The sequence below is a fragment of the Variovorax sp. PDC80 genome (genome assembly GCF_900115375.1).
Lineage (GTDB): Bacteria > Pseudomonadota > Gammaproteobacteria > Burkholderiales > Burkholderiaceae_C > Variovorax.
On the sequence record NZ_FOWG01000005.1, the window covers coordinates 128,474 to 146,996 of the forward strand.

General features: G+C 70.0%; 18 protein-coding genes. 11 read left to right on the forward strand and 7 right to left on the reverse strand.

The features are described 5' to 3' along the window. Nucleotides 1-23 precede the first annotated feature (23 nt). A complete protein-coding gene (gene dnaE, locus BM109_RS16385) occupies nucleotides 24-3,542 on the reverse strand; it encodes a DNA polymerase III subunit alpha (RefSeq protein WP_093344342.1) in 3,519 nt (1,172 codons plus the stop codon). Between the two features lie 129 nt (nucleotides 3,543-3,671). Here dnaE and BM109_RS16390 point away from each other — a divergent pair, with 129 nt between their 5' ends. The 5 genes from BM109_RS16390 to BM109_RS16410 all read left to right on the forward strand — a co-directional run bounded on the left by BM109_RS16390 (nucleotide 3,672) and on the right by BM109_RS16410 (nucleotide 8,898). Then, nucleotides 3,672-4,466, forward strand: coding sequence for a sulfurtransferase (locus BM109_RS16390; RefSeq protein WP_093344344.1), 795 nt, complete (start codon nucleotides 3,672-3,674; stop codon nucleotides 4,464-4,466). 15 nt (nucleotides 4,467-4,481) lie between these two features. Next, nucleotides 4,482-5,189: a response regulator gene (locus BM109_RS16395; RefSeq protein ID WP_093344346.1), complete on the forward strand. Its 708-nt coding sequence runs from the start codon at nucleotides 4,482-4,484 to the stop codon at nucleotides 5,187-5,189. After that, a complete protein-coding gene (locus BM109_RS16400) occupies nucleotides 5,149-6,711 on the forward strand; it encodes a sensor histidine kinase (protein WP_093344348.1) in 1,563 nt (520 codons plus the stop codon). The genes BM109_RS16395 and BM109_RS16400 overlap by 41 nt, the downstream gene beginning before the upstream one ends. A gap of 101 nt (nucleotides 6,712-6,812) precedes the next feature. Continuing rightward, nucleotides 6,813-7,334 carry a tripartite tricarboxylate transporter TctB family protein gene (locus BM109_RS16405; protein WP_371268817.1) on the forward strand — a complete coding sequence of 174 codons (522 nt, stop codon included), beginning with the start codon at nucleotides 6,813-6,815 and terminating at the stop codon, nucleotides 7,332-7,334. A 4-nt stretch (nucleotides 7,335-7,338) separates the two neighbouring features. After that, on the forward strand, nucleotides 7,339-8,898 hold the full coding sequence (locus BM109_RS16410; RefSeq protein ID WP_093344351.1) for a tripartite tricarboxylate transporter permease: 1,560 nt from the start codon (nucleotides 7,339-7,341) through the stop codon (nucleotides 8,896-8,898). Between the two features lies 1 nt (nucleotide 8,899). Here BM109_RS16410 and BM109_RS16415 read toward each other — a convergent pair whose 3' ends face one another. Continuing rightward, nucleotides 8,900-9,313, reverse strand: a complete 414-nt coding sequence (locus BM109_RS16415) for a hypothetical protein (RefSeq protein ID WP_093344353.1) — start codon at nucleotides 9,311-9,313, stop codon at nucleotides 8,900-8,902. Between the two features lie 143 nt (nucleotides 9,314-9,456). Between BM109_RS16415 and BM109_RS16420 the strand changes: the two genes are divergently transcribed. After that, nucleotides 9,457-9,924: a GNAT family N-acetyltransferase gene (locus tag BM109_RS16420; protein WP_093344355.1), complete on the forward strand. Its 468-nt coding sequence runs from the start codon at nucleotides 9,457-9,459 to the stop codon at nucleotides 9,922-9,924. Nucleotides 9,925-9,937: 13 nt separating this feature from the next. Here BM109_RS16420 and BM109_RS16425 read toward each other — a convergent pair whose 3' ends face one another. The 4 genes from BM109_RS16425 to BM109_RS16440 all read right to left on the reverse strand — a co-directional run bounded on the left by BM109_RS16425 (nucleotide 9,938) and on the right by BM109_RS16440 (nucleotide 12,732). Then, complete coding sequence (locus BM109_RS16425) at nucleotides 9,938-10,867, reverse strand: pirin family protein (protein WP_093344357.1); 930 nt, start codon at nucleotides 10,865-10,867, stop codon at nucleotides 9,938-9,940. A gap of 51 nt (nucleotides 10,868-10,918) precedes the next feature. Continuing rightward, nucleotides 10,919-11,470, reverse strand: coding sequence for a flavodoxin family protein (locus BM109_RS16430; protein WP_093344359.1), 552 nt, complete (start codon nucleotides 11,468-11,470; stop codon nucleotides 10,919-10,921). A 37-nt stretch (nucleotides 11,471-11,507) separates the two neighbouring features. Beyond that, a complete protein-coding gene (locus BM109_RS16435) occupies nucleotides 11,508-11,927 on the reverse strand; it encodes a DoxX family protein (RefSeq protein ID WP_093344361.1) in 420 nt (139 codons plus the stop codon). A gap of 103 nt (nucleotides 11,928-12,030) precedes the next feature. Continuing rightward, nucleotides 12,031-12,732 carry a pirin family protein gene (locus tag BM109_RS16440; RefSeq protein ID WP_093344362.1) on the reverse strand — a complete coding sequence of 234 codons (702 nt, stop codon included), beginning with the start codon at nucleotides 12,730-12,732 and terminating at the stop codon, nucleotides 12,031-12,033. A gap of 165 nt (nucleotides 12,733-12,897) precedes the next feature. On the opposite strand from BM109_RS16440, the gene BM109_RS16445 reads away from it, so the two are divergent. From BM109_RS16445 to trmB, 4 genes are all read left to right on the forward strand, one after another. Next, nucleotides 12,898-13,851 (forward strand): LysR family transcriptional regulator, encoded by a 954-nt coding sequence (locus tag BM109_RS16445; protein WP_093344364.1) that lies wholly within the window; start codon nucleotides 12,898-12,900, stop codon nucleotides 13,849-13,851. Between the two features lie 118 nt (nucleotides 13,852-13,969). Continuing rightward, nucleotides 13,970-15,088: an NAD(P)/FAD-dependent oxidoreductase gene (locus tag BM109_RS16450; protein ID WP_093344366.1), complete on the forward strand. Its 1,119-nt coding sequence runs from the start codon at nucleotides 13,970-13,972 to the stop codon at nucleotides 15,086-15,088. A 41-nt stretch (nucleotides 15,089-15,129) separates the two neighbouring features. Beyond that, nucleotides 15,130-16,044 carry a tRNA glutamyl-Q(34) synthetase GluQRS gene (gene gluQRS / locus BM109_RS16455; RefSeq protein ID WP_093344368.1) on the forward strand — a complete coding sequence of 305 codons (915 nt, stop codon included), beginning with the start codon at nucleotides 15,130-15,132 and terminating at the stop codon, nucleotides 16,042-16,044. Then, nucleotides 16,041-16,784, forward strand: a complete 744-nt coding sequence (trmB, locus tag BM109_RS16460; protein WP_093344370.1) for a tRNA (guanosine(46)-N7)-methyltransferase TrmB — start codon at nucleotides 16,041-16,043, stop codon at nucleotides 16,782-16,784. The genes gluQRS and trmB overlap by 4 nt, the downstream gene beginning before the upstream one ends. A 13-nt stretch (nucleotides 16,785-16,797) precedes the next feature. Here the strand turns inward: trmB and BM109_RS16465 are convergent, their stop codons facing one another. Further along, nucleotides 16,798-17,271, reverse strand: coding sequence for an energy transducer TonB (locus BM109_RS16465; RefSeq protein WP_093344372.1), 474 nt, complete (start codon nucleotides 17,269-17,271; stop codon nucleotides 16,798-16,800). Nucleotides 17,272-17,355: 84 nt separating this feature from the next. Between BM109_RS16465 and BM109_RS16470 the strand changes: the two genes are divergently transcribed. Further along, nucleotides 17,356-18,522: an ABC transporter substrate-binding protein gene (locus BM109_RS16470; protein WP_093344374.1), complete on the forward strand. Its 1,167-nt coding sequence runs from the start codon at nucleotides 17,356-17,358 to the stop codon at nucleotides 18,520-18,522. Nucleotide 18,523 lies beyond the last annotated feature (1 nt).

Consider the following 18,523-nt stretch of genomic DNA (forward strand, 5'->3'; position numbering starts at 1 on the left):
CGCCGTCCCTGCGCGCCGCGCGGTTATTCGTAGATGACCGCGGCCTTGCCCGCCTCGGCCTGCGCGGTCCAGCTCGCGAGCGCCGCATCGGTCGGGAAGAACTTCGCGCGCTCGCCGAGCTGCAGCTCGACCTGCGCGCCGCCGCGCGCCATCGACAGCCGCACCGGCAGGCCCTGCACCAGCTCGCCATGTTCGCTCTGCTCGGTACGCGCCGGGAAGTCCTTGAGCAGGCGCGCGATGTCGGGCGCCTTGCCGTTGACCGCCACGCGCAGGAACTTGCCGAAGCGGCAGCGCGCGCTGGCCAGGTCCCAGACCTGCTGCACCTGGAAGCGCGCCTCGAAGCCACCGCGCGCGGGCTGCAGGCGGCCCGAGACGATCACCAGCTCGTCGTCCTTGAGCGTGTTGCGGTTGGCGTTCATCAGCGCCTCGTCGGCGGTGGCGTCGATCGAGTCGGACTTGTCGTCGAGCTTGAAGATCGCGAGCCGGCCGCGCTGGCCGTTGATGACGCGGAAGTCGCTCACGATGCCCGCGATCACCTGCTGGTCGCGGCTGTCGAGCAGGTCGGTGATCTCGCGCTTGCAGAAGCGCCGCACCTCGTGCGAGACCTCGTCGAACAGGTGGCCCGAGAGGTAGAAGCCGACCGCCGTCTTCTCGAAGGTCAGGCGTTCCTTCACGCCCCAGGGCGTGGCGTCGACCAGCTCGGGCTCGGCCGTGGCCGAGCCGTGCTCGCTGTCGCCGAAGATGTCGACCTGCGCGGCATTGGCCGCGGTCGCGTTGGCGAATTCGAAGGCGCGGTCGACCGAGGCGATCAGCGAGGCGCGGTTCTGCTGGATGGCATCGAAGGCGCCGGCCTTGATCAGCGCCTCGACCGTGCGCTTGTTGATGCGCTGGCGGTCGATGCGCACGCAGAAGTCGTACAGGCTCTTGAACGGACCGCCCTCCTCGCGCGCGCGCACCACGGCCTCGACCGCGAGCTGGCCCGTGCCCTTGACGGCGCCCAGGCCGTAGCGGATGACCTTGTCGGTGACCGGCTCGAAGCGGTAGTTGCCGCGGTTCACGTCCGGCGGCTCGAAGGTGAGGCCGAAGTTCTTCTGCGCGTCCTCGAACAGCACCTTGAGCTTGTCGGTGTCGTCCATTTCCACCGTCATGTTGGCGCAGAAGAATTCGGCCGTGTAGTGGACCTTGAGCCAGCCCGTGTGATAGGCCAGCAGCGAGTAGGCGGCGGCGTGCGACTTGTTGAAGCCGTAGCCCGCGAACTTCTCCATCAGGTCGAAGATCTCGTCGGCCTTGTCCTGCGCGATGCCGTGCGTGCTCAGGGCACCCGCGCGGAATTTCTCGCGGTGCTCGGCCATCTCCTCGAGCTTCTTCTTGCCCATCGCGCGGCGCAGCAGGTCGGCGCCGCCGAGCGAGTAGCCGCCCAGGATCTGCGCGGTCTGCATCACCTGCTCCTGGTAGACCATGATCCCGTAGGTCTCCGAGAGCATCTGGGCCACGGCCGGGTGCGGATACTCCACGTCCTCGCGGCCGTGCTTGCGCGCCACGAAGCTGGGGATCAGGTCCATCGGGCCCGGACGGTACAGCGCGTTGAGCGCGATCAGGTCCTCGAGCCGGGTCGGCCGCGCGTCCTTCAGCATGCCCTGCATGCCGCGCGATTCGAACTGGAACACGGCCTCGGTCTTGCCCTCGGAGAACAGCCGGTAGGTCGGCCCGTCGTTGAGCGGGATGTTCTCGTAGGCGAAGTTCTCGCGGCCCTTGTGCCGCTTCATGATGAACTCGCGCGCGATCTCGAGGATCGTCAGCGTGGCCAGGCCCAGAAAGTCGAACTTCACGAGGCCGATGGCCTCCACGTCGTCCTTGTCGTACTGGCTCACGGCCGAGTCGCTGCCGGGCTGCTGGTAGAGCGGGCAGAAGTCGGTGAGCTTGCCGGGCGCGATCAGCACGCCGCCGGCGTGCATGCCGATGTTGCGGGTCATGCCTTCGAGCTTCTGCGCCAGCTCGACCACGGTCTTGACCTCTTCCTCCTTCTCGAGCCGCTCCGCGAGCTGCGGCTCCATCTCGAGCGCGTAGTTGTTCTTGTCGCCCTCGATCTTCTGCGCCGGCGGGTACTGCAGCGTGACCGACATGCCGGGCTTGTTCGGGATCAGCTTGCTGATGCCGTCGCAGAACATGTAGCTCATGTCGAGCACCCGGCCCACGTCGCGGATGGCCGCGCGCGCGGCCATGGTGCCGAAGGTGGCGATCTGGCTCACGGCATTGCGGCCGTACTTGTCCTTCACGTAGTCGATCACGCGGTCGCGGTTGCCCTGGCAGAAGTCGATGTCGAAGTCGGGCATCGAGACGCGCTCGGGATTCAGGAAGCGTTCGAACAGCAGGTTGTATTCGAGCGGATCGAGGTCGGTGATCTTCAGCGCATAGGCCACCAGCGAACCCGCGCCCGAGCCCCGGCCCGGACCGACCGGGCAGCCGTTCTGCTTGGCCCAGTTGATGAAGTCGCCCACGATCAGGAAGTAGCCCGGGAACCCCATCTTCAGGATGGTGTTGATCTCGAACTCGAGCCGCTCGACATAGCGCGGCCGCTGCGCATCGCGCTTGGCCGCGTCGGGGAACAGGTGCTCGAGGCGCTTCTCGAGCCCCTCGAACGATTCCTGGCGGAAGAACTCGTCGATCGGCATGCGCACGCCTTCGCTCACGAAGGGCGTGGGGAAGTCGGGCAGCTGCGGCTTGCCGAGCACCAGCGTCAGGCTGCAGCGCTTGGCGATCTCGACCGTGTTGGCCAGCGCGCTCGGGATGTCGGCGAACAGCGCCTGCATCTCGGCGCTCGACTTGAAGTACTGCTCGGGCGTGAAGCGGCGCACGCGCCGCGGGTTGCCGAGGATCTCGCCCTCGGAGATGCACACGCGCGCCTCGTGCGCCTCGTAGTCCTCGCGCGTGGCGAACTGCACCGGGTGCGTGGCCACCACCGGCAACCCCAGCCGCGCGGCCAGTTGCACCGCGGCCAGCACGTGCGGCTCGTCCTCGGGACGGCCGGCACGCTGCAGCTCGATGTAGAAGCGGTGCGGGAAGATGCCCGCCAGGCGCAGCGCGAGCTCGGCCGCGCGTTCGCCCTGCCCCGCGGCCAGCGGCGCGCCGAGCGGACCGGCCTGCGCGCCCGACAGCGCGATCAGCCCGCCCTGCAGTTCCTCCACCCATTCGAGCTTGCAGGCCGCCTGGGCCTGGCCGCGGCCGACGTTCTGCGTCCAGGCGCGTGCCAGCAGCTCCGAGAGGTTGAGGTAGCCCTGCTTGTTCTGCACCAGCAGCACGATGCGCGTGAGCGTCGCAGCGTCCTTGCCCATGCCCTCGAGGAAGATCTCGGCGCCGATCACGGGCTTGACGCCCTTGCCGCGCGCTTCCTTGTAGAACTTGATCCCGCCGAACAGGTTGTTGAGATCGGTGATGGCCATCGCGGGCTGCTTGTCGGCAGCGGCGGCCTTGACGACTTCGTCGATGCGGTTGGTGCCGTCGACGACGGAGAACTCGGTGTGCAGGCGCAGGTGAACGAACATCCGTCCATTGTAGGAAGGCGGGCCTCCACGATGTGAGTTGGCGCGGCCCCTATTGACACCCGAGCCGCCGGTGGTTCGAGAGTGCCCGAGTCAGGAACGGGTCAACCTGCGGCGCCTAGAATTCCCGCCGTGCAAGAGACCCAAGAGATATTGAACATCGCGGCCTACAAGTTCGTGGCCATCGACGACGGCCCGGTGCTGCGCGAACGCCTGCTGGAGCGCAGCCGCGCGCTCGGGCTGATGGGCACGATCCTGATCGCGCCCGAGGGTATCAACATGTTTCTGGCCGGCGAACCCGGCGCGATGGCGGACTTCCTGGCCGGCGTGCGCGCCGATGCGCGCTTCGCCGACCTCGAGACCAAGGACAGCTGGTCGACCGCCCAGCCGTTCCGGCGCATGCTCGTGAAGCTCAAGCGCGAGATCATCCGCATGGACCATCCCGCGATCCAGCCCGCGGCCGGCCGCGCGCCAGGCGTGGACGCGCCCACGCTCAAGCGCTGGCTCGACCAGGGCCACGACGACGCGGGCCGCGCGATCGCGCTGCTCGACACGCGCAATGCCTTCGAGGTCGACCACGGCAGCTTCGAGGGCGCGATCGACTGGCGCATCGAGAAGTTCACCGAGTTCCCGCCCGCGCTGCGCGCGCACCGCGCCGAGTTCGCGGGCAAGACGGTGGTGAGCTTCTGCACCGGCGGCATCCGCTGCGAGAAGGCCGCGATCCTGATGCGCGAGGAAGGCGTCGACAACGTGCTGCAGCTCGAGGGCGGCATCCTCAAGTACTTCGAGCTGGTGGGCGGCGCCCACTACCAGGGCGACTGCTTCGTGTTCGATGGCCGCGAGGCGCTCGCGCCCGACCTCAGCGCCCGCGCGGCCAAGGCCAGCGCGCGCGCCGCCGAAGACCCCGATCTCCACAAGAAACGATAGGCCGACCGCCCCGCGATGCGCATCCTGCTGGTGGAAGACGAACTGGACATGGCCTCCTGGCTGGTGCGCGCGCTCACGCAGAGCGGCTTCGTCACCGACCATGCGCCCGATGCGCGCACCGCCGAGGCCTTCATGGCCGGCACCGAGTACGACGCGGTGGTGCTCGACCTGCGGCTGCCCGACAAGCACGGCCTCGCGGTGCTGGCCGACATGCGCAATGCCGACGACCGCACGCCGGTGCTGATCCTCACCGCGCAAGGCGCGCTGCAGGACCGCGTGCGCGGCCTGCATCTCGGCGCCGACGATTTCCTCACCAAGCCCTTCGAGCTGGTCGAGCTCGAGGCGCGGCTGACCGCGCTGGTGCGGCGCAGCCGCGGCCGGCAGCATCCGCGGCTGCAGTGCGCCTCGCTGGCCTACGACGGCGAGAGCCATGCCTTCACGCTGCGCGGCACGCTGCTGGCGCTCACGCCGCGCGAGCACGCGGCCCTGAGCGCGCTGCTGATGCGCAGCGGCTCGCCGGTCGGCAAGTCGCAGCTGTTCGGCAAGGTGTTCACCAACGACAGCACCGCCGGACCCGATGCGATCGAGGTGGTGCTGCACCGGCTGCGGCGCAAGCTCGCCGACAGCGACGTGCGCATCGTCACCGTGCGCGGGTTGGGCTACATGCTCGAAGGCATCGCCGATGGACCCGCACGCGCCGCCGCCGTCTCCACCCCCCACTGAAAGCTGGCGCTTCGGCATCCGCGCGCGCCTGCTGGCGCTGCTGCTGCCGGGCATGGTCGCGCTGCTCGCGCTCGACAGCTGGAGCAACTACCAGGCGCTGACCGAGAGCCTGGTCGACGCCTACGACCAGAGCCTGCTCGAGCCCGTGCAGGCGCTGGCCAACGGCATCGTGGTCGCGAGCGACGGCAGCGTGCGCGTGCAGGAGGCCTTCTCGGTGCAGGCGATGTTCGAGTCGACCCACCTGCGCTACAAGTACCTGCACGTGGGCGCGGCGCCGCTGGCCAGGGGCGCGGCCGGCACCGAGGAGACGCTGATGGGCGTGCCCGACCTGCCCGCCCCGCCGCCGAAGACCGCGACCGGCGCCGACGACGCGCCGGTGTTCTACGACGCGGTCTACCAGCAGCACCCGGTGCGCGTGGCCGCGCTGCGCCAGACGGTCTACAACAGCCACGCGGGCAGTGCCTACACCGTGCTGATCCAGGCCGCCGAAGGCACCGGCCCGCGCCAGCGCGCGGTGGACGAATCGCTGCGCCAGGAACTGCTGCGCGCCGCGCGCATGGTGCTGGTGATGGCCCTGCTGGTGTGGCTGGGCGTGGCCTGGACCTTGCGCCCGCTCGAGCGGCTGCGCCGCTCGCTGCGCGAGCGCGCGCGCGACGACATCAAGCCGCTCGACCCGGCCGGCGTGCCGCAGGAGGTGGTACCGCTGGTCGATGCGGTCAACCACCACATCGGCCGCCATCGCCGCATGGTGGCCGAGCATTCGCAGTTCCTCGCCGATGCCTCGCACCAGCTGCGCACGCCGCTGGGCATCCTGTCGATCCAGGCCGGCTACGCGGTGCGCGAGACCGACCCCGAGCGCATGCGCGAATCGCTGCATGCGATCGTCGCGCAGCTCGCGCGCACGCGGCGCCTGAGCGAACAACTGCTGGCGCTCGCGCATGCGACGCACGAGGACGAGACCGAGGCCGCCGCGCCCGGGATCGTCGACCTCAACGCGATCGCGCGCGCCGTGGTGCTGCAGTACCTGCCGCTCGCGCGCGAGCACGACCAGGACCTGGGCTGGGTCGATGCGCGCGGCGACACCGCGGCCGAGGGCCTCGCCGCGCCCGACGAGGAAGAGGACGCGGCATCGCCCGTGATCCCGGTGCGCGCCAATGCCGAGGAGCTGCACGAGCTGCTCGCGAACCTGGTGCACAACGCGATCAAGTACACGCCGCGCGGCGGCAACATCACGGTGACGGTGCGGCGCGATGCCTCGCAGGCGCTGGCCGAGGTCTGCGACAGCGGCCCCGGCATCGCGCCCGAGCGGCGTGCCAGCGTGTTCGAGCGCTTCCAGCGCGACCCGGCCTCGCATGGCGCGAACGCACCCGCGATGCAGGGCGCCGGCCTCGGCCTCACCATCGCGCGCGGCTATGCGCGGCGCAACGGCGGCGAGATCCTGCTCGACAGCGCCGACATGCCCGAGAGCGCCAACGGCGGCGGGCTGCGCGCGATCCTCCGGTTGCCGCTCGCTCGTACGTGATAACACGTATTTTGGGCCTCGAAGGCCCTTGCAAGCGTGTTGCGAAAGGGGATTGAAAGGCCCGCTTCCTAGACTGCATTGCTTCAGCCCGAAGGAGACATATGCAGCACAGCACGGGTGGTGGCGCGGCCTCGCAGGCATCGCGCGCCCCATCGAAATTCAAGAAAGACTATTACGGCGGAGCCCTGATGGTGATCGTCGGACTGGCCGCCGCCTATGCCGGCTACGGCTACCGGGTCGGCGAACTCGCGCACATGGGACCGGGCTTCTTCCCGGTCGCGCTCGGGCTGCTTTTGGCCTTCATCGGCCTCTTGATGGTGATCTCGGCGCGCGGCCAGCAACCGGCGCCCGAGGCCGCCGTCTCGCACGGCCATCCCGCCGGCCTGCCCGACCTGCGCGGCTGCGTCTGCATCGTGCTGGGCATCCTGGCCTTCCTGCTGCTCGGCGAGTACGGCGGGCTGCTGCCCGCGACCTTCGCGATCGTGTTCATCTCGGCGCTCGGCGACCGCGACAACACGCTGCGCGAAGCGCTGCTGCTCGCGCTCGCGATGATGGCCATCGCGGTGGTGGTGTTCTGGTGGGCGCTGAGCCTGCAGTTGCCGCTGTTCCAGTGGGGAGGCTGAGACCATGATCGGACAATCGCTCCACGACCTCTGGTTCGGCTTCGGCGTCGCGTTCCAGGGCTCCAACCTGCTCTGGTCCTTCTTCGGCGTGCTGGTGGGCAACCTCATCGGCGTGCTGCCCGGCATGGGCGCGCTGCAGGCCATCTCGATCCTGCTGCCGCTCACCTACGTGATGCATCCGGTGCCCGCCATCCTGATGCTGGCCGGCATCTTCTACGGTTCGCAGTACGGGGGCGCGATCGGCGCCATCCTGATGAACATGCCCTCGCATCCGCCGCATGCGGTGACCTGCCTCGACGGCTATCCGATGACCAAGCAGGGCAAGGGTGGCGTGGCGCTCGGCGTGACGATGATCTCCTCGTTCTTCGCCGCCTCGGTGGGCATCGTGGTGATGATCTTCGCCTCGCCGCTGCTGGTGCAGATCGCGTTCAAGTTCGGTCCGACCGAGATCTTCTCGATCATGATGCTGGGCCTGCTCGCCGGCTCGACCATGTCGCGCGGCTCGGCGCTCAAGGGCGTGGCGATGACGGTGTTCGGCCTGCTGTGCGGCGTGGTCGGCACCGACGTCAACAGCGGCAGCTTCCGCTTCGCCTTCGACCTGCCCGAGCTCAGCGACGGCCTCGAGCTGGTCGCGATCTCGATGGGCCTGTTCGGCGTCGCCGACTTCCTGCTCAACGTGAACCGCATGAAGAGCATCGGCGACACCGGCACGCTCAAGCTCAGTGACATGCGCCCGAGCAAGGAGGAGCTCAAGCGCGCCTTCCCCGCGATGATCCGCGGCACCATCGTGGGCACGATCTTCGGCGCGATGCCGGGCACCGGGCCGACCATCACCACCTTCATCGCCTATGCGCTCGAGCGCAAGGTGTCGAAGACGCCCGCGGCCTTCGGCACCGGCATGATCGAAGGCGTGGCCGGGCCCGAGGCCTCGGCGCATTCGAAGACGCAGGTCGACTTCATCCCGACCATGAGCCTGGGCATCCCGGGCGACGCGGTGATGGCGCTGATCCTCGGCGCGCTGCTGATCCAGGGCATCCAGCCCGGCCCGCAGCTGATCACCGAGCACCCGGACATCTTCTGGGGCCTGATCGCCAGCTTCTGGATCGGCAACGTGATCCTGGTGGTGCTCAACGTGCCGCTGATCGGCGTCTGGGTGAAGCTGCTGAAGGTGCCCTACAAGTACCTGTTCCCGGCGGCGATGTTCTTCATCGCGGTGGGCGTGTTCAGCACGCAGAACAGCCTGTTCCAGATCTGGGAGGTGCTGGTGTTCGGCATCATCGGCGCGCTGCTGATGTCGCTCGAGTTCTCGGTCGCGCCGATCCTGCTGGGCTTCGTGCTCGGGCCGATGGTGGAGGAGAACTTCCGCCGCGCGCTGCTGCTCTCGCGCGGCGACATGTCGGTGTTCGTCACGCGCCCGATCAGCGGCACCTTCATCGGCCTGTGCGTGCTGCTGCTGATCGGCGTGGGCTACTCGGCCTGGCGCGGCTCGCGGCGCAAGTCGCAGCTGCTGCCCGATGCGCCCGACGGTGCGCCACCGGCCGAAGCGGTGACGCTGGGCAAGTAGTTCAGAGGCCTTCGGCGAAGGCCAGCACGCGGCGCCCGTCGGCTTCGGTGTAGACCGCGGCCGGCGTGAGCCCCACATAGCGGCCGCCCTCGTGCGGCCGCGCCTCCACCAACTGGAAGCCCACGACCTCGCCCGACTTCACGTAGCGGGTCTCGATGTAGATGCCGGTCTGGCCGGCCTTGTTGATCGGCAGTTGCGCGACCGCCGCATAGTCCTCGGCCTTGAGCAGCGCGGTCAGGCGGTCCTTGAGGTGGAAGTCGTACCAGGCCTGCTTGTAGACCTGCGACTCGCCGGTCTTCACGTGCTTGAGCATCACCAGCAGCTTGCGCTGGAACAGCTTGAGTTCCTTCATCAGGAATTCGAACAGGTCGCCGTACTCGCCCGGTGCCGTTTCCGGCGTCTTCTGAATGGCCATCTCGCCTCGCTCGCTTTCTTCAACGTCGTTGTGGTTGTGGGTCGCGAGGCCGGTGTTCCCTCCCCCGCGGCGGGCGCACTTTACTATCGGACGATGGCATTTCGCGCCGCCTGGCGCGCGAACGATGCAACAGAGTTTCACAAGTGAACCCAATAGTTTTCAGAACCGCGACGCGCGCCGACCTGGCCGCCATCGTCGCCCTGCTCGCCGACGATCCGCTGGGCCGCGAACGCGAGGCCGCGGGTGCTTCACCCGATGCCGTCGATGCGCGCTACGTCGCCGCCTTCGAGGCCATCGCGGCCGATGCGAACCAGCAACTGGTGGTGGTGACCGAGGGCGACACGGTGGTCGGCACGCTGCAGCTCTCGTTCATCCCGGGCATCGCGCGCCAGGGCGCATGGCGCGGCCAGATCGAGGCCGTGCGCATCGCGGCGCAGCGGCGCGATGCGGGACTGGGCCAGCGGATGTTCGAGTGGGCGATCGCGCGCTGCCGCGAGCGGGGCTGCACCCTGGTGCAGCTCACGACCGACAAGCGCCGGCCCGATGCCCATCGCTTCTACGAGCGACTGGGCTTCGTGGCGAGCCACGAGGGCTACAAGCTCGCGCTGTAGCCGCGCAACGCGCTCAGGTGGGCGTGCTGCCCGTGTCGGGCTCGCGCACGCCGAAGGGCTTGCCCGGCAGCGGAATGAACTCGGTCTCGCCGGGCACGTGGCCCATGCGCTGCGCGGCCCAGTCCTCGCCGGCCTGCAGGATGCGTTCGCGCCGGCTCGAGACGAAGTTCCAGGTGATGTAGCGCGGACCGTCGAGCGGCTCGCCGCCGATCACCACCAGCCGCACCGGCGCGGTCACGGGTGCCGTGAGGTTGGCACCCTGCCCGTCGGCCAGCACCGCCATGGTGTGCATCGGTGCCACGACGCCGTCGATGCCGACGTCGCCATCGATCGGGTAGACCGCGAGCTCGGGCGCCAGCGCGGGCAGCGCGAAGCTCGCGCCGGCCGGCAGGGCGATGTCGAGGTAGACGGTCTGCGAGAAGGTCGTGACCGGCGAGCGCACGCCGAAGGCCTCGCCCACCAGCACGCGCACGCCCACGCCCTGCTCGAACAGGGCAGGAATGGCGTCGGACGCGGTGTGCTCGAAGCTGGGCTCGACCTCTTCATGGGCCTGCGGCAGCGCGGCCCACAGCTGCAGGCCGTGATTGACGAAGGTCTCGGCCAGCAGGCGCTCGGGCTTGCGCTCGGAGTGCACGATGCCGCGGCCCGAGGTCATCCAGTTGATGGCGCCCGGCAGGATCTCCTGCACGCTGCCGATGCTGTCGCGGTGCATCATCGCGCCCTCGAACAGGTAGGTGACGGTGGCCAGGCCGATGTGCGGATGCGGGCGCACGTCGTGCGAGTTGCCCGGCTGCTCGGTGGCCGGGCCGAAATGGTCGAAGAACACGAAGGGGCCGACCGAGCGGCGCACGGCCGCGGGCAGCAGGCGCCGCACGTTGAAGCCGCCCCCCAGGTCCTTGTCATGCGGTTGCAGCAAACGGGTGGTGGGGGTGGCGTCGGTCATCGTGTTCTCTCCGTGGGTGCCCCGGGCCGGGGCGGCCCGCGCAGGCGGTGGTCAGCCGCGCGATCTTGCCACCGCGGCCACGCGCTCGCCGAAAGACCGCGCGGTGTCGAGGTCACCACGGGGAATCTCGGCCGGGCTCGCGTCCGAGGGCGACTGCGTCAGCAGGCCGCCGTAGCCGCCGATGTAGTTGGTCGAATCGCGCGTGGCGGCCTTGTTGTTGGTCGGCAGGATGCCCATGCTGACCCAGATGCCGCTGTGCTGCATCGCGAGCGTCCACAGGTAGGTCATGGTCGTGACCTTGTCGCCGTTGATGGTGGCGCTGTTGGTGAAGCCGGCGAACAGCTTGTCCTTCCAGCCCTGCGTGTACCAGACCTTCGACGATGCATCGGCGAATTTCTTGAACTGCCAGCTCACGCCGCCCATGTAGGTGGGCGAGCCGAAGATGATCACGTCGGCCGCGGCCAGGGTTTCCCAGCCGCCCTCGGGCAGGTTGCCGTCGGCGTCGATGGCGAGCAGTTGCGCGCCGGCGCCGTCGGCCACGGCCTGCGCCACGCGCTGGGTATGGCCGTAGCCGGAATGGAAGACGATGACGATGTTGGCCATGTTCGATTGGTCCTTGTGGTGGATGGATGGGCGCGGCTCAGCGCTTGTCGATGCTGAAGCGGCCCGGGCCGAAGGCGGCGAAGGCGAGCAGGCCGCCGGCGATGGCCATGTTCTTGTTGAAGTTGATCTGCTGCATCATCTTCATCGCATCGGGCACGGCCCAGTACTTGTGGAAGAACAGCGCGGTCACGACGGTGAAGATGGCCATGACGATCGCGGTCCAGCGGGTCTTGAAGCCCAGCAGCAGCGCGATGCCCAGGCCGAGTTCGATGACGATCGCGACCGCGGCCGCCACCTCGGGCAGCGGCAGGCCGGCCGAGGTGATGTAGCCCACGGTGCCGCCGAAGCCCATGAGCTTGCCGATGCCGGCCGGGATGAACAGGTAGGCGATCAGGATGCGGCCGATCAGCGCGAGCGTGTCCTGCGCGCCGTTGGGGGTTGCGGTGGTGGTGGTCATTGCTGGGAACTCCTCTGTGGTTGTGGATGGGAAACGGGGAAAAACAAGGAGGGTGAGCAGGAAGACGCGCCCCGCGGACGGGGCGCCTCCCCTTCTACACCGCTCAGGCGGCCAGGTCGAACACCAGCACCTCGGCGTCCTTGCCGGCGGCCAGCGTCAGTTGCGATTCGCCTTCGAGCAGCGCGGCGTCGCCGCCCAGGAGCTTCTGGCCATTCACTTCGAGCTCGCCGCGCACCAGGTGCACATAGCTCTTTCGCGTCGGGTCGAGCACTAGGCTGGCCTGCTCTTCGCCGTCGAGCAGACCCGCGAAGAGGCGCGCATCGGCATGCACCGTCACCGAGCCGTCCCTGCCGTCGGGCGAAGCCACGAGACGCAGCTTGCCGCGCTTCTCGGCGTTGCTGAACTGCTTCTGCTCGTAGCCCGGCTCGATGCCGCGCACGTTGGGCTGGATCCAGATCTGCAGGAAGTGCGTGGTCTCGTCGGCCTTGTGGTTGAACTCGCTGTGCATCACGCCGCGGCCGGCGCTCATGCGCTGCACGTCGCCGGGCGGGATCGACTCCACGTTGCCCATGCTGTCCTTGTGCGCCAGCTCGCCCGAGAGCACGTAGCTGATGATCTCCATGTCCTTGTGGCCATGGGTGCCGAAGCCGGCACCGGCGGCCACGCGGTCCTCGTTGATCACGCGCAGGTTGCCGAAGCCCATGTGGGCCGGGTCGTAGTAGTTGGCGAAGGAAAAGCTGTGGAACGACCGCAGCCAGCCGTGGTCGGCATAACCGCGTTCCTGGGATTTACGGACTTGCAACATCGTCGGACTCCTTGGGCCGGGCCCCGTGGGGGAAACCTTCGGCCTTCTTCGTATGCCGCGCCGGATGCGCAGCGGATGGGAAGAACTTTAGGCCCGCGCCCCCGAGGGAAAAGCGCCGCGCTTTGATGGCATCATTCAAATTTTTTGAACGATGGAGCCGCGACCATGCCCAGCCCCCGCGACGTGCTGACCCCCGATGCGCTCGCCATGCTGCAGACCGTGGCCCACACCGGCAGCTTCGCTGCGGCGGCGCGCGCGCTCGACCTGGTGCCCAGCGCGCTGAGCTACCGCGTGCGCCAGATCGAGGACGCGCTCGACGTGCTCTTGTTCGACCGCAGCGCACGGCAGGCGAAATTGACCGAGGCCGGCGCCGAACTGCTGCGCGAGGCGGCGCGGCTGCTCGGCGAGATCGACGCGGTGGCCAACCGCGTGAAGCGCGTGGCCACCGGCTGGGAGCCGATGCTCACGATCGCGGTCGACAGCGTGATCGCGCGCGATCCGCTGCTCGACCTCGCCACCGCCTTCTTCGCGCTCGAGCCGCCGACGCGCCTGAAGCTGCGCGACGAGACCCTGCTCGGCACCATCGAGGCGCTGACCAGCGGCGAGGCCGACCTCGCGATCGGCGCGGTGCTCGATGCCGCCAGCCTGGCCCTGACCGCCACCGGCCTGCGCAGCCGGCCGCTGGGCACCTTGCGCTTCGTCTATGCGATGGCGCCGCACCATCCGCTCGCGCGGCTCGAGGAGCCCCTGAGCGACGCGGTGCTGCGCCAGTACCGCGCCGTGGCCGCGGCCGACTCGGCGCGCAGCAGTCCCGGCCTCACGGTCAACCTGGTCGGCGGGCAGGACGTGCTGACGGTGCCGACCATGCAGGCCAAGCTCGCGGCGCAGCTGCACGGCCTGGGCGGCGGCTTCCTGCCCGAGCCGATGGCGCGGCCCTACATCGAGGCCGGCCACCTGGTCGAACGCCGCACCGAGCGCCAGCCGCCGCTGGGCACCATGCACTGCGCCTGGCGCGTGCGCGCGGCCGGCAAGCCCGGGCGCGCGCTCGAATGGTGGCTCGCGCAGTTCGAGCACGAGGGCACGCGGCTCGCGCTGCTCGAACGCCATCGCGGCCGCTGATGCCCGCGAGGCGCGCATCGTCGTTTGCCCCAGGGTGGCTGCGGCGCGCGCGAAGACCGGGTTAGAGTCGGCGCAGCATCCAACCGTCTTCACCTCGTCACAAGAAAAGGGTCCAGCAATGACCACTCGTCCTCGCGCCAAGGCAGACCGCCACCGAACCCCGGCCCCCTCCCCCGACACAGCCCCCGACACGGCCTCCGCCACCGCGCCGCGCCACTACGCCGTCGTCGGCGCCGGCATGGCCGGCGTGGCCTGCGCACGCACGCTGGTGCAGGCCGGCCACCGCGTCACGCTGTTCGAGCGCGGCGACGGGGCGGGCGGCCGCATGGCCAGCGTCGACACCGCCTTCGGCCGCTTCGACAGCGGCGCGCAGTACTTCACCGTGCGCGACGCGCGCTTCGCGCTGGCGCTCGAGACCGTGCCCGGCCTGTGCCGGCGCTGGAGCGCCAACCTCGTGCGCGTGCTTGACGCCCACGGCCGCGTGGCCGAGGCCGCGCTGCCCTCGCTCGAATCGCACTGGGTGGCCCAGCCCGGCATGGACTCGCTGGTGGCGCAATGGGCCCGGCCGCTGGGCGACAGCCTGGTCACCGGCACGCAGGTCACGCGCATCGAGCCCGACGCGCTCGATGCCGCGCGCTGGCAGCTGCGCACCGCCGGTGCCGGCGACTCGCAGCGCGTGTACTCGGGCTTCGACGCGGTGCTGCTCGCGGTGCCGCCTTCGCGCGCCCGCGCGCTGCTCGAGGACGGCAAGCTGTCCCGGACCATCAGCCGCCAGGTCGAGCCGGTGCGCATCGCGCCGTGCTGGACGCTGATGATCGCCTTCCCGCAGGCCAACCAGCCGACCATGTCGCACCTCGGCCCGCAATGGAATGCCGCGCGCAGCACGCACCACCGCGTGGCCTGGCTGGCGCGCGAATCGTCCAAGCCCGGCCGCGAACGCATCGAGCGCTGGACCCTGCAGGCCAGCGCCACCTGGTCGCAGGAACACCTGCGCGACGACGCGCCGCGCATCGAGGCCAAGCTGCTGCGCGCCTTCTCCGAGATCACCGGCATCCATGCCACGCCGGCCCATGCGCAGGCGCTGTGCTGGACCGAGGCCCAGACCCAGGTGCCGGTGGGCCAGAGCCACCTGTGGGACGCCAAGGCGCGCATCGGCGTGGCCGGCGACTGGTGCATCGGCCATCGCGTCGAGGACGCCTTCGTCTCGGGCCTGTCGCTCGCGCTCGCGGCGCTGTAGTTCGCGTTCCGGGGCCGGCCGCGGCCCCTTGCCGTTTTTTCATGCCTCCCGTCGGCCGCTTCGCTCCCTCGCCCACCGGCCCGCTGCATGCGGGCTCGCTGGTCGCCGCGCTCGCGAGCTGGCTCGACGTGCGCGCGCATGGACCGCAGGCGCGCTGGCTGGTGCGCATCGAGGATGCCGACACCGAGCGCTGCCTGCCGGGCATGGGCGAGCGCATCCTGCGCCAGCTCGCCGACTGCGCGCTGATCCCCGACGAGGAACCCGTGTGGCAGACCGCGCGCACCGCGCGCTACGAGGCGGCCCTGGCGCGCCTGCGCGAACGCGGCCTCGCCTACCCCTGCGGCTGCTCGCGCAAAGACATCGACGCCGCGCTCGCGCGCCTGGGCCAGCAGCACGAGCGCCATGGCGAGCGCGTCTACCCCGGCACCTGCCGCGACGGCCTGCACGGCAAGCCCGCACGCGCCTGGCGCTTCGCCACGCAGAAGTTCGAGGCCGCGGCGCCGGGCGAGCTCCACTGGACCGACCGCCGCCTCGGCGCGCAAAGTCAGGACGTGAGCCGCGAGGTCGGCGACTTCGTGCTGCGCCGTGCCGACGGCCCCTGGGCCTACCAGCTCGCGGTGGTGGTCGACGATGCAGACCAGGGCGTGAGCGACGTGGTGCGCGGCGAGGACCTGGCCGACAACACGGCGCGCCAGATCCTGCTGCAACGCGCGCTCGGCCTGCCGACGCCGCGCTACCTGCACACGCCGCTGGTGCGCGGCGCCGACGGCCACAAGCTCTCGAAGCAGAACGGCGCGGCGGCCTTCGACACCGCGACGCCCGAGGCCGCGCGCGCCGCGCTCGATGCCGCGGCGCGCGTGCTCGGCCTGGGCCCGGCCGCAGGTGCTTCGTGCGCCGAGGCGCTGGCCGGCTGGGTGCCCGCATGGCGCGCTCTCTACAATTCGCGGCCGCAATGACCTCTCCCGACACCGTGTCCCACGACCTTCCGCCCGCCGCCGACGACGCAGGCGACAGCACCACGCCCCATCCGCTGCACCGCCGCCTCAAGAGCTTCGTGAAGCGCGGCGGCCGCACCACCGACGGCCAGGCACGCGCCTTCGCCGAGCTGGGCCCGCTGTACCTGCTGCCCTACCGCGAGGAGACGCTGGACCTGGCCGCGGCCTTCGGCCGCGAGGCGCCGACCGTGCTCGAGATCGGCTTCGGCATGGGCGAGGCCACGGCCCACATCGCGACCGTGCGGCCCGACACCAACTTCCTCTGCTGCGAGGTGCACGAGCCCGGCGTGGGCGCGCTGCTCAAGCGCATCGGCGAACAGGCCATCCCCAACATCCGCATCTGCGCGCACGACGCCGTCGAGGTGCTCGACCACATGCTGCAGCCCGCCACGCTGGCCGGCGTGCACGTGTTCTTTCCCGATCCCTGGCACAAGAAGCGCCACAACAAGCGCCGGCTGATCCAGGCCGAGTTCGTGACCAAGCTGGCACAGCACCTGCGCCCCGGCGGCTACATCCACTGCGCCACCGACTGGCAGCCCTACGCCGAGCAGATGCTCGAGGTGCTGTCGGCCGAGCCGCTGCTGCGCAACACCGCCGCCGACTACGCGCCCAAGCCCGATTACCGGCCGCTGACCAAGTTCGAGAACCGCGGCCTCAAGCTGGGCCACGGGGTCTGGGACCTGGTGTTCGAGCGCGCCTGAGCGCGCGCCTGCGTCAGTCCTCGACCACGAAGCGGAACGGCAGCCGCATCGCGCTGCGCAGGCCCTGGCCGTTCGCGTCGCGCGCCGGCTCGAAGCGCCAGGCTTCGAGGGACTTCGTCACCACCTGCGACAGCAGCGGATGCGGCGAGCTGACGATCCGGATCCGGTCGGCGCGCCCCTCGGGGTTCACGTCGAAGGCCGCGACCACCGTGCCCGCCACGCCCTGCTCGGCCAGTTGCGAGGGATAGCTCGGGATCGAGCGCTGCAGCACGCGCGCATCGGACACCGGCGCTGGCTGCCGCGCCGGTGTCGGATCCGCCATGGGCGGAGGCGCGATCGTGGGCGGCGCGGCGATCTCCAGCGTCGGCGTCCCGGTCCCGCCCTGCGAGAAGTCGGCCTCCTGCGCCTGTGGCGCCCTGTTCCGGGCCAGGTCGGTGCAACCGGCCACCACGGCACATCCCAGTGCCAGCACAGCGATCTTGTTCATGCCGGCGATTCTGCAGTGCGCAAAACTTCCCGCCGGGCATCCAAATTGCTACACTTTTTTACTATTTTGAGCAAAGGGTGTCCGATGAACGACGCACGCAGACAGTGGCTGATCAAGACGGGCGCCCTGTTGGCCCTGGGCACGGCCGGGCCGCGCGCGTTCGCGCAGGCCACCCGCGCGGCCGCGGCCGGCGGCGCCCGCGTGGTGCTGCTGGGCCAGTCGGTGCCGCTGACCGGCACGGCCGGCGAGATCGGCCTGGCCTTCGCGGCCGGCAGCCGGCTCGCGGTGAGCGACTTCAACGAACGCAATGCCGCCAGCGGCCTGCAGCTCAAGCTGCTGCAGCTCGACGACGGCTACGACGCGAGCCGCGCGGCGGCCAACGCCCGCACCCTGCTGTCGCGCGACAAGGCCGACATGCTGTTCGGCTTCGTCGGCACCGCCAGCAGCAATGCCGGCGCCGAGGTCGCCACCCAGCAGGGCAGCCTGCTGTTCGCGCCCTTCGCGGCCTCGGACACCTTGCGCGGCCCCGCGCATCCCAACGTGTTCCATGTGCGCCCCGGCATGATCGACGAGGCACTGAAGATCGTGCGCCAGTGCGCCACCGTGGGGCAGACCCGCATCGCATTGGTCGGCGACGACGACGCGATGGGCCATGCCGGCCTCGCGGCGGTGCAGCAGGCCGTGAGCGAACTCAAGCTGCCGCCGCTGGTCGCCACCGCGCTGGTGCCCGCGGGCGGCGGCAAGCCGCTCGAGGATGCGCTCAAGGCCGTGCAGCAGCCCTCGCCCCAGGCCATCGTGCTGGTGTCGCTCTCGGGCACCACGGCCCAGGCCATCCGCACGCTGCGCAAGAACGGCTACACCGGCAGCTTCATGGCCTTCTCGATCGTGGGCATCGATCCGCTCTACGCCGAGCTCGGCAAGGACATCGGCGGCATCGTGATCTCGCAGGTCGTGCCCTCGCCGCGGCCCTCGGCGATCCCGATCGTCAAGGAGTACCGCGCCGCGGTCGACAACTCCGACCAGGCGCCTTCGTACGAGGGCCTCGAGGGCTTCATCGCCGCCAAGACCGTGGGTGAGGCGGTGCGCCGCGCGGGCCGCGGCTTCACGCCGCAGAGCCTGCAGCGCGTGATGAGCGCGATGACCGACTACGACGTCGGCGGCTTCCGCATCAACCTGCGCCCGGGCCTGCGCGACAACGTGCGCAGCATCGACCTGATCAGCATCTCGGCCGACGGGCGCGTTCTGCGCTGAG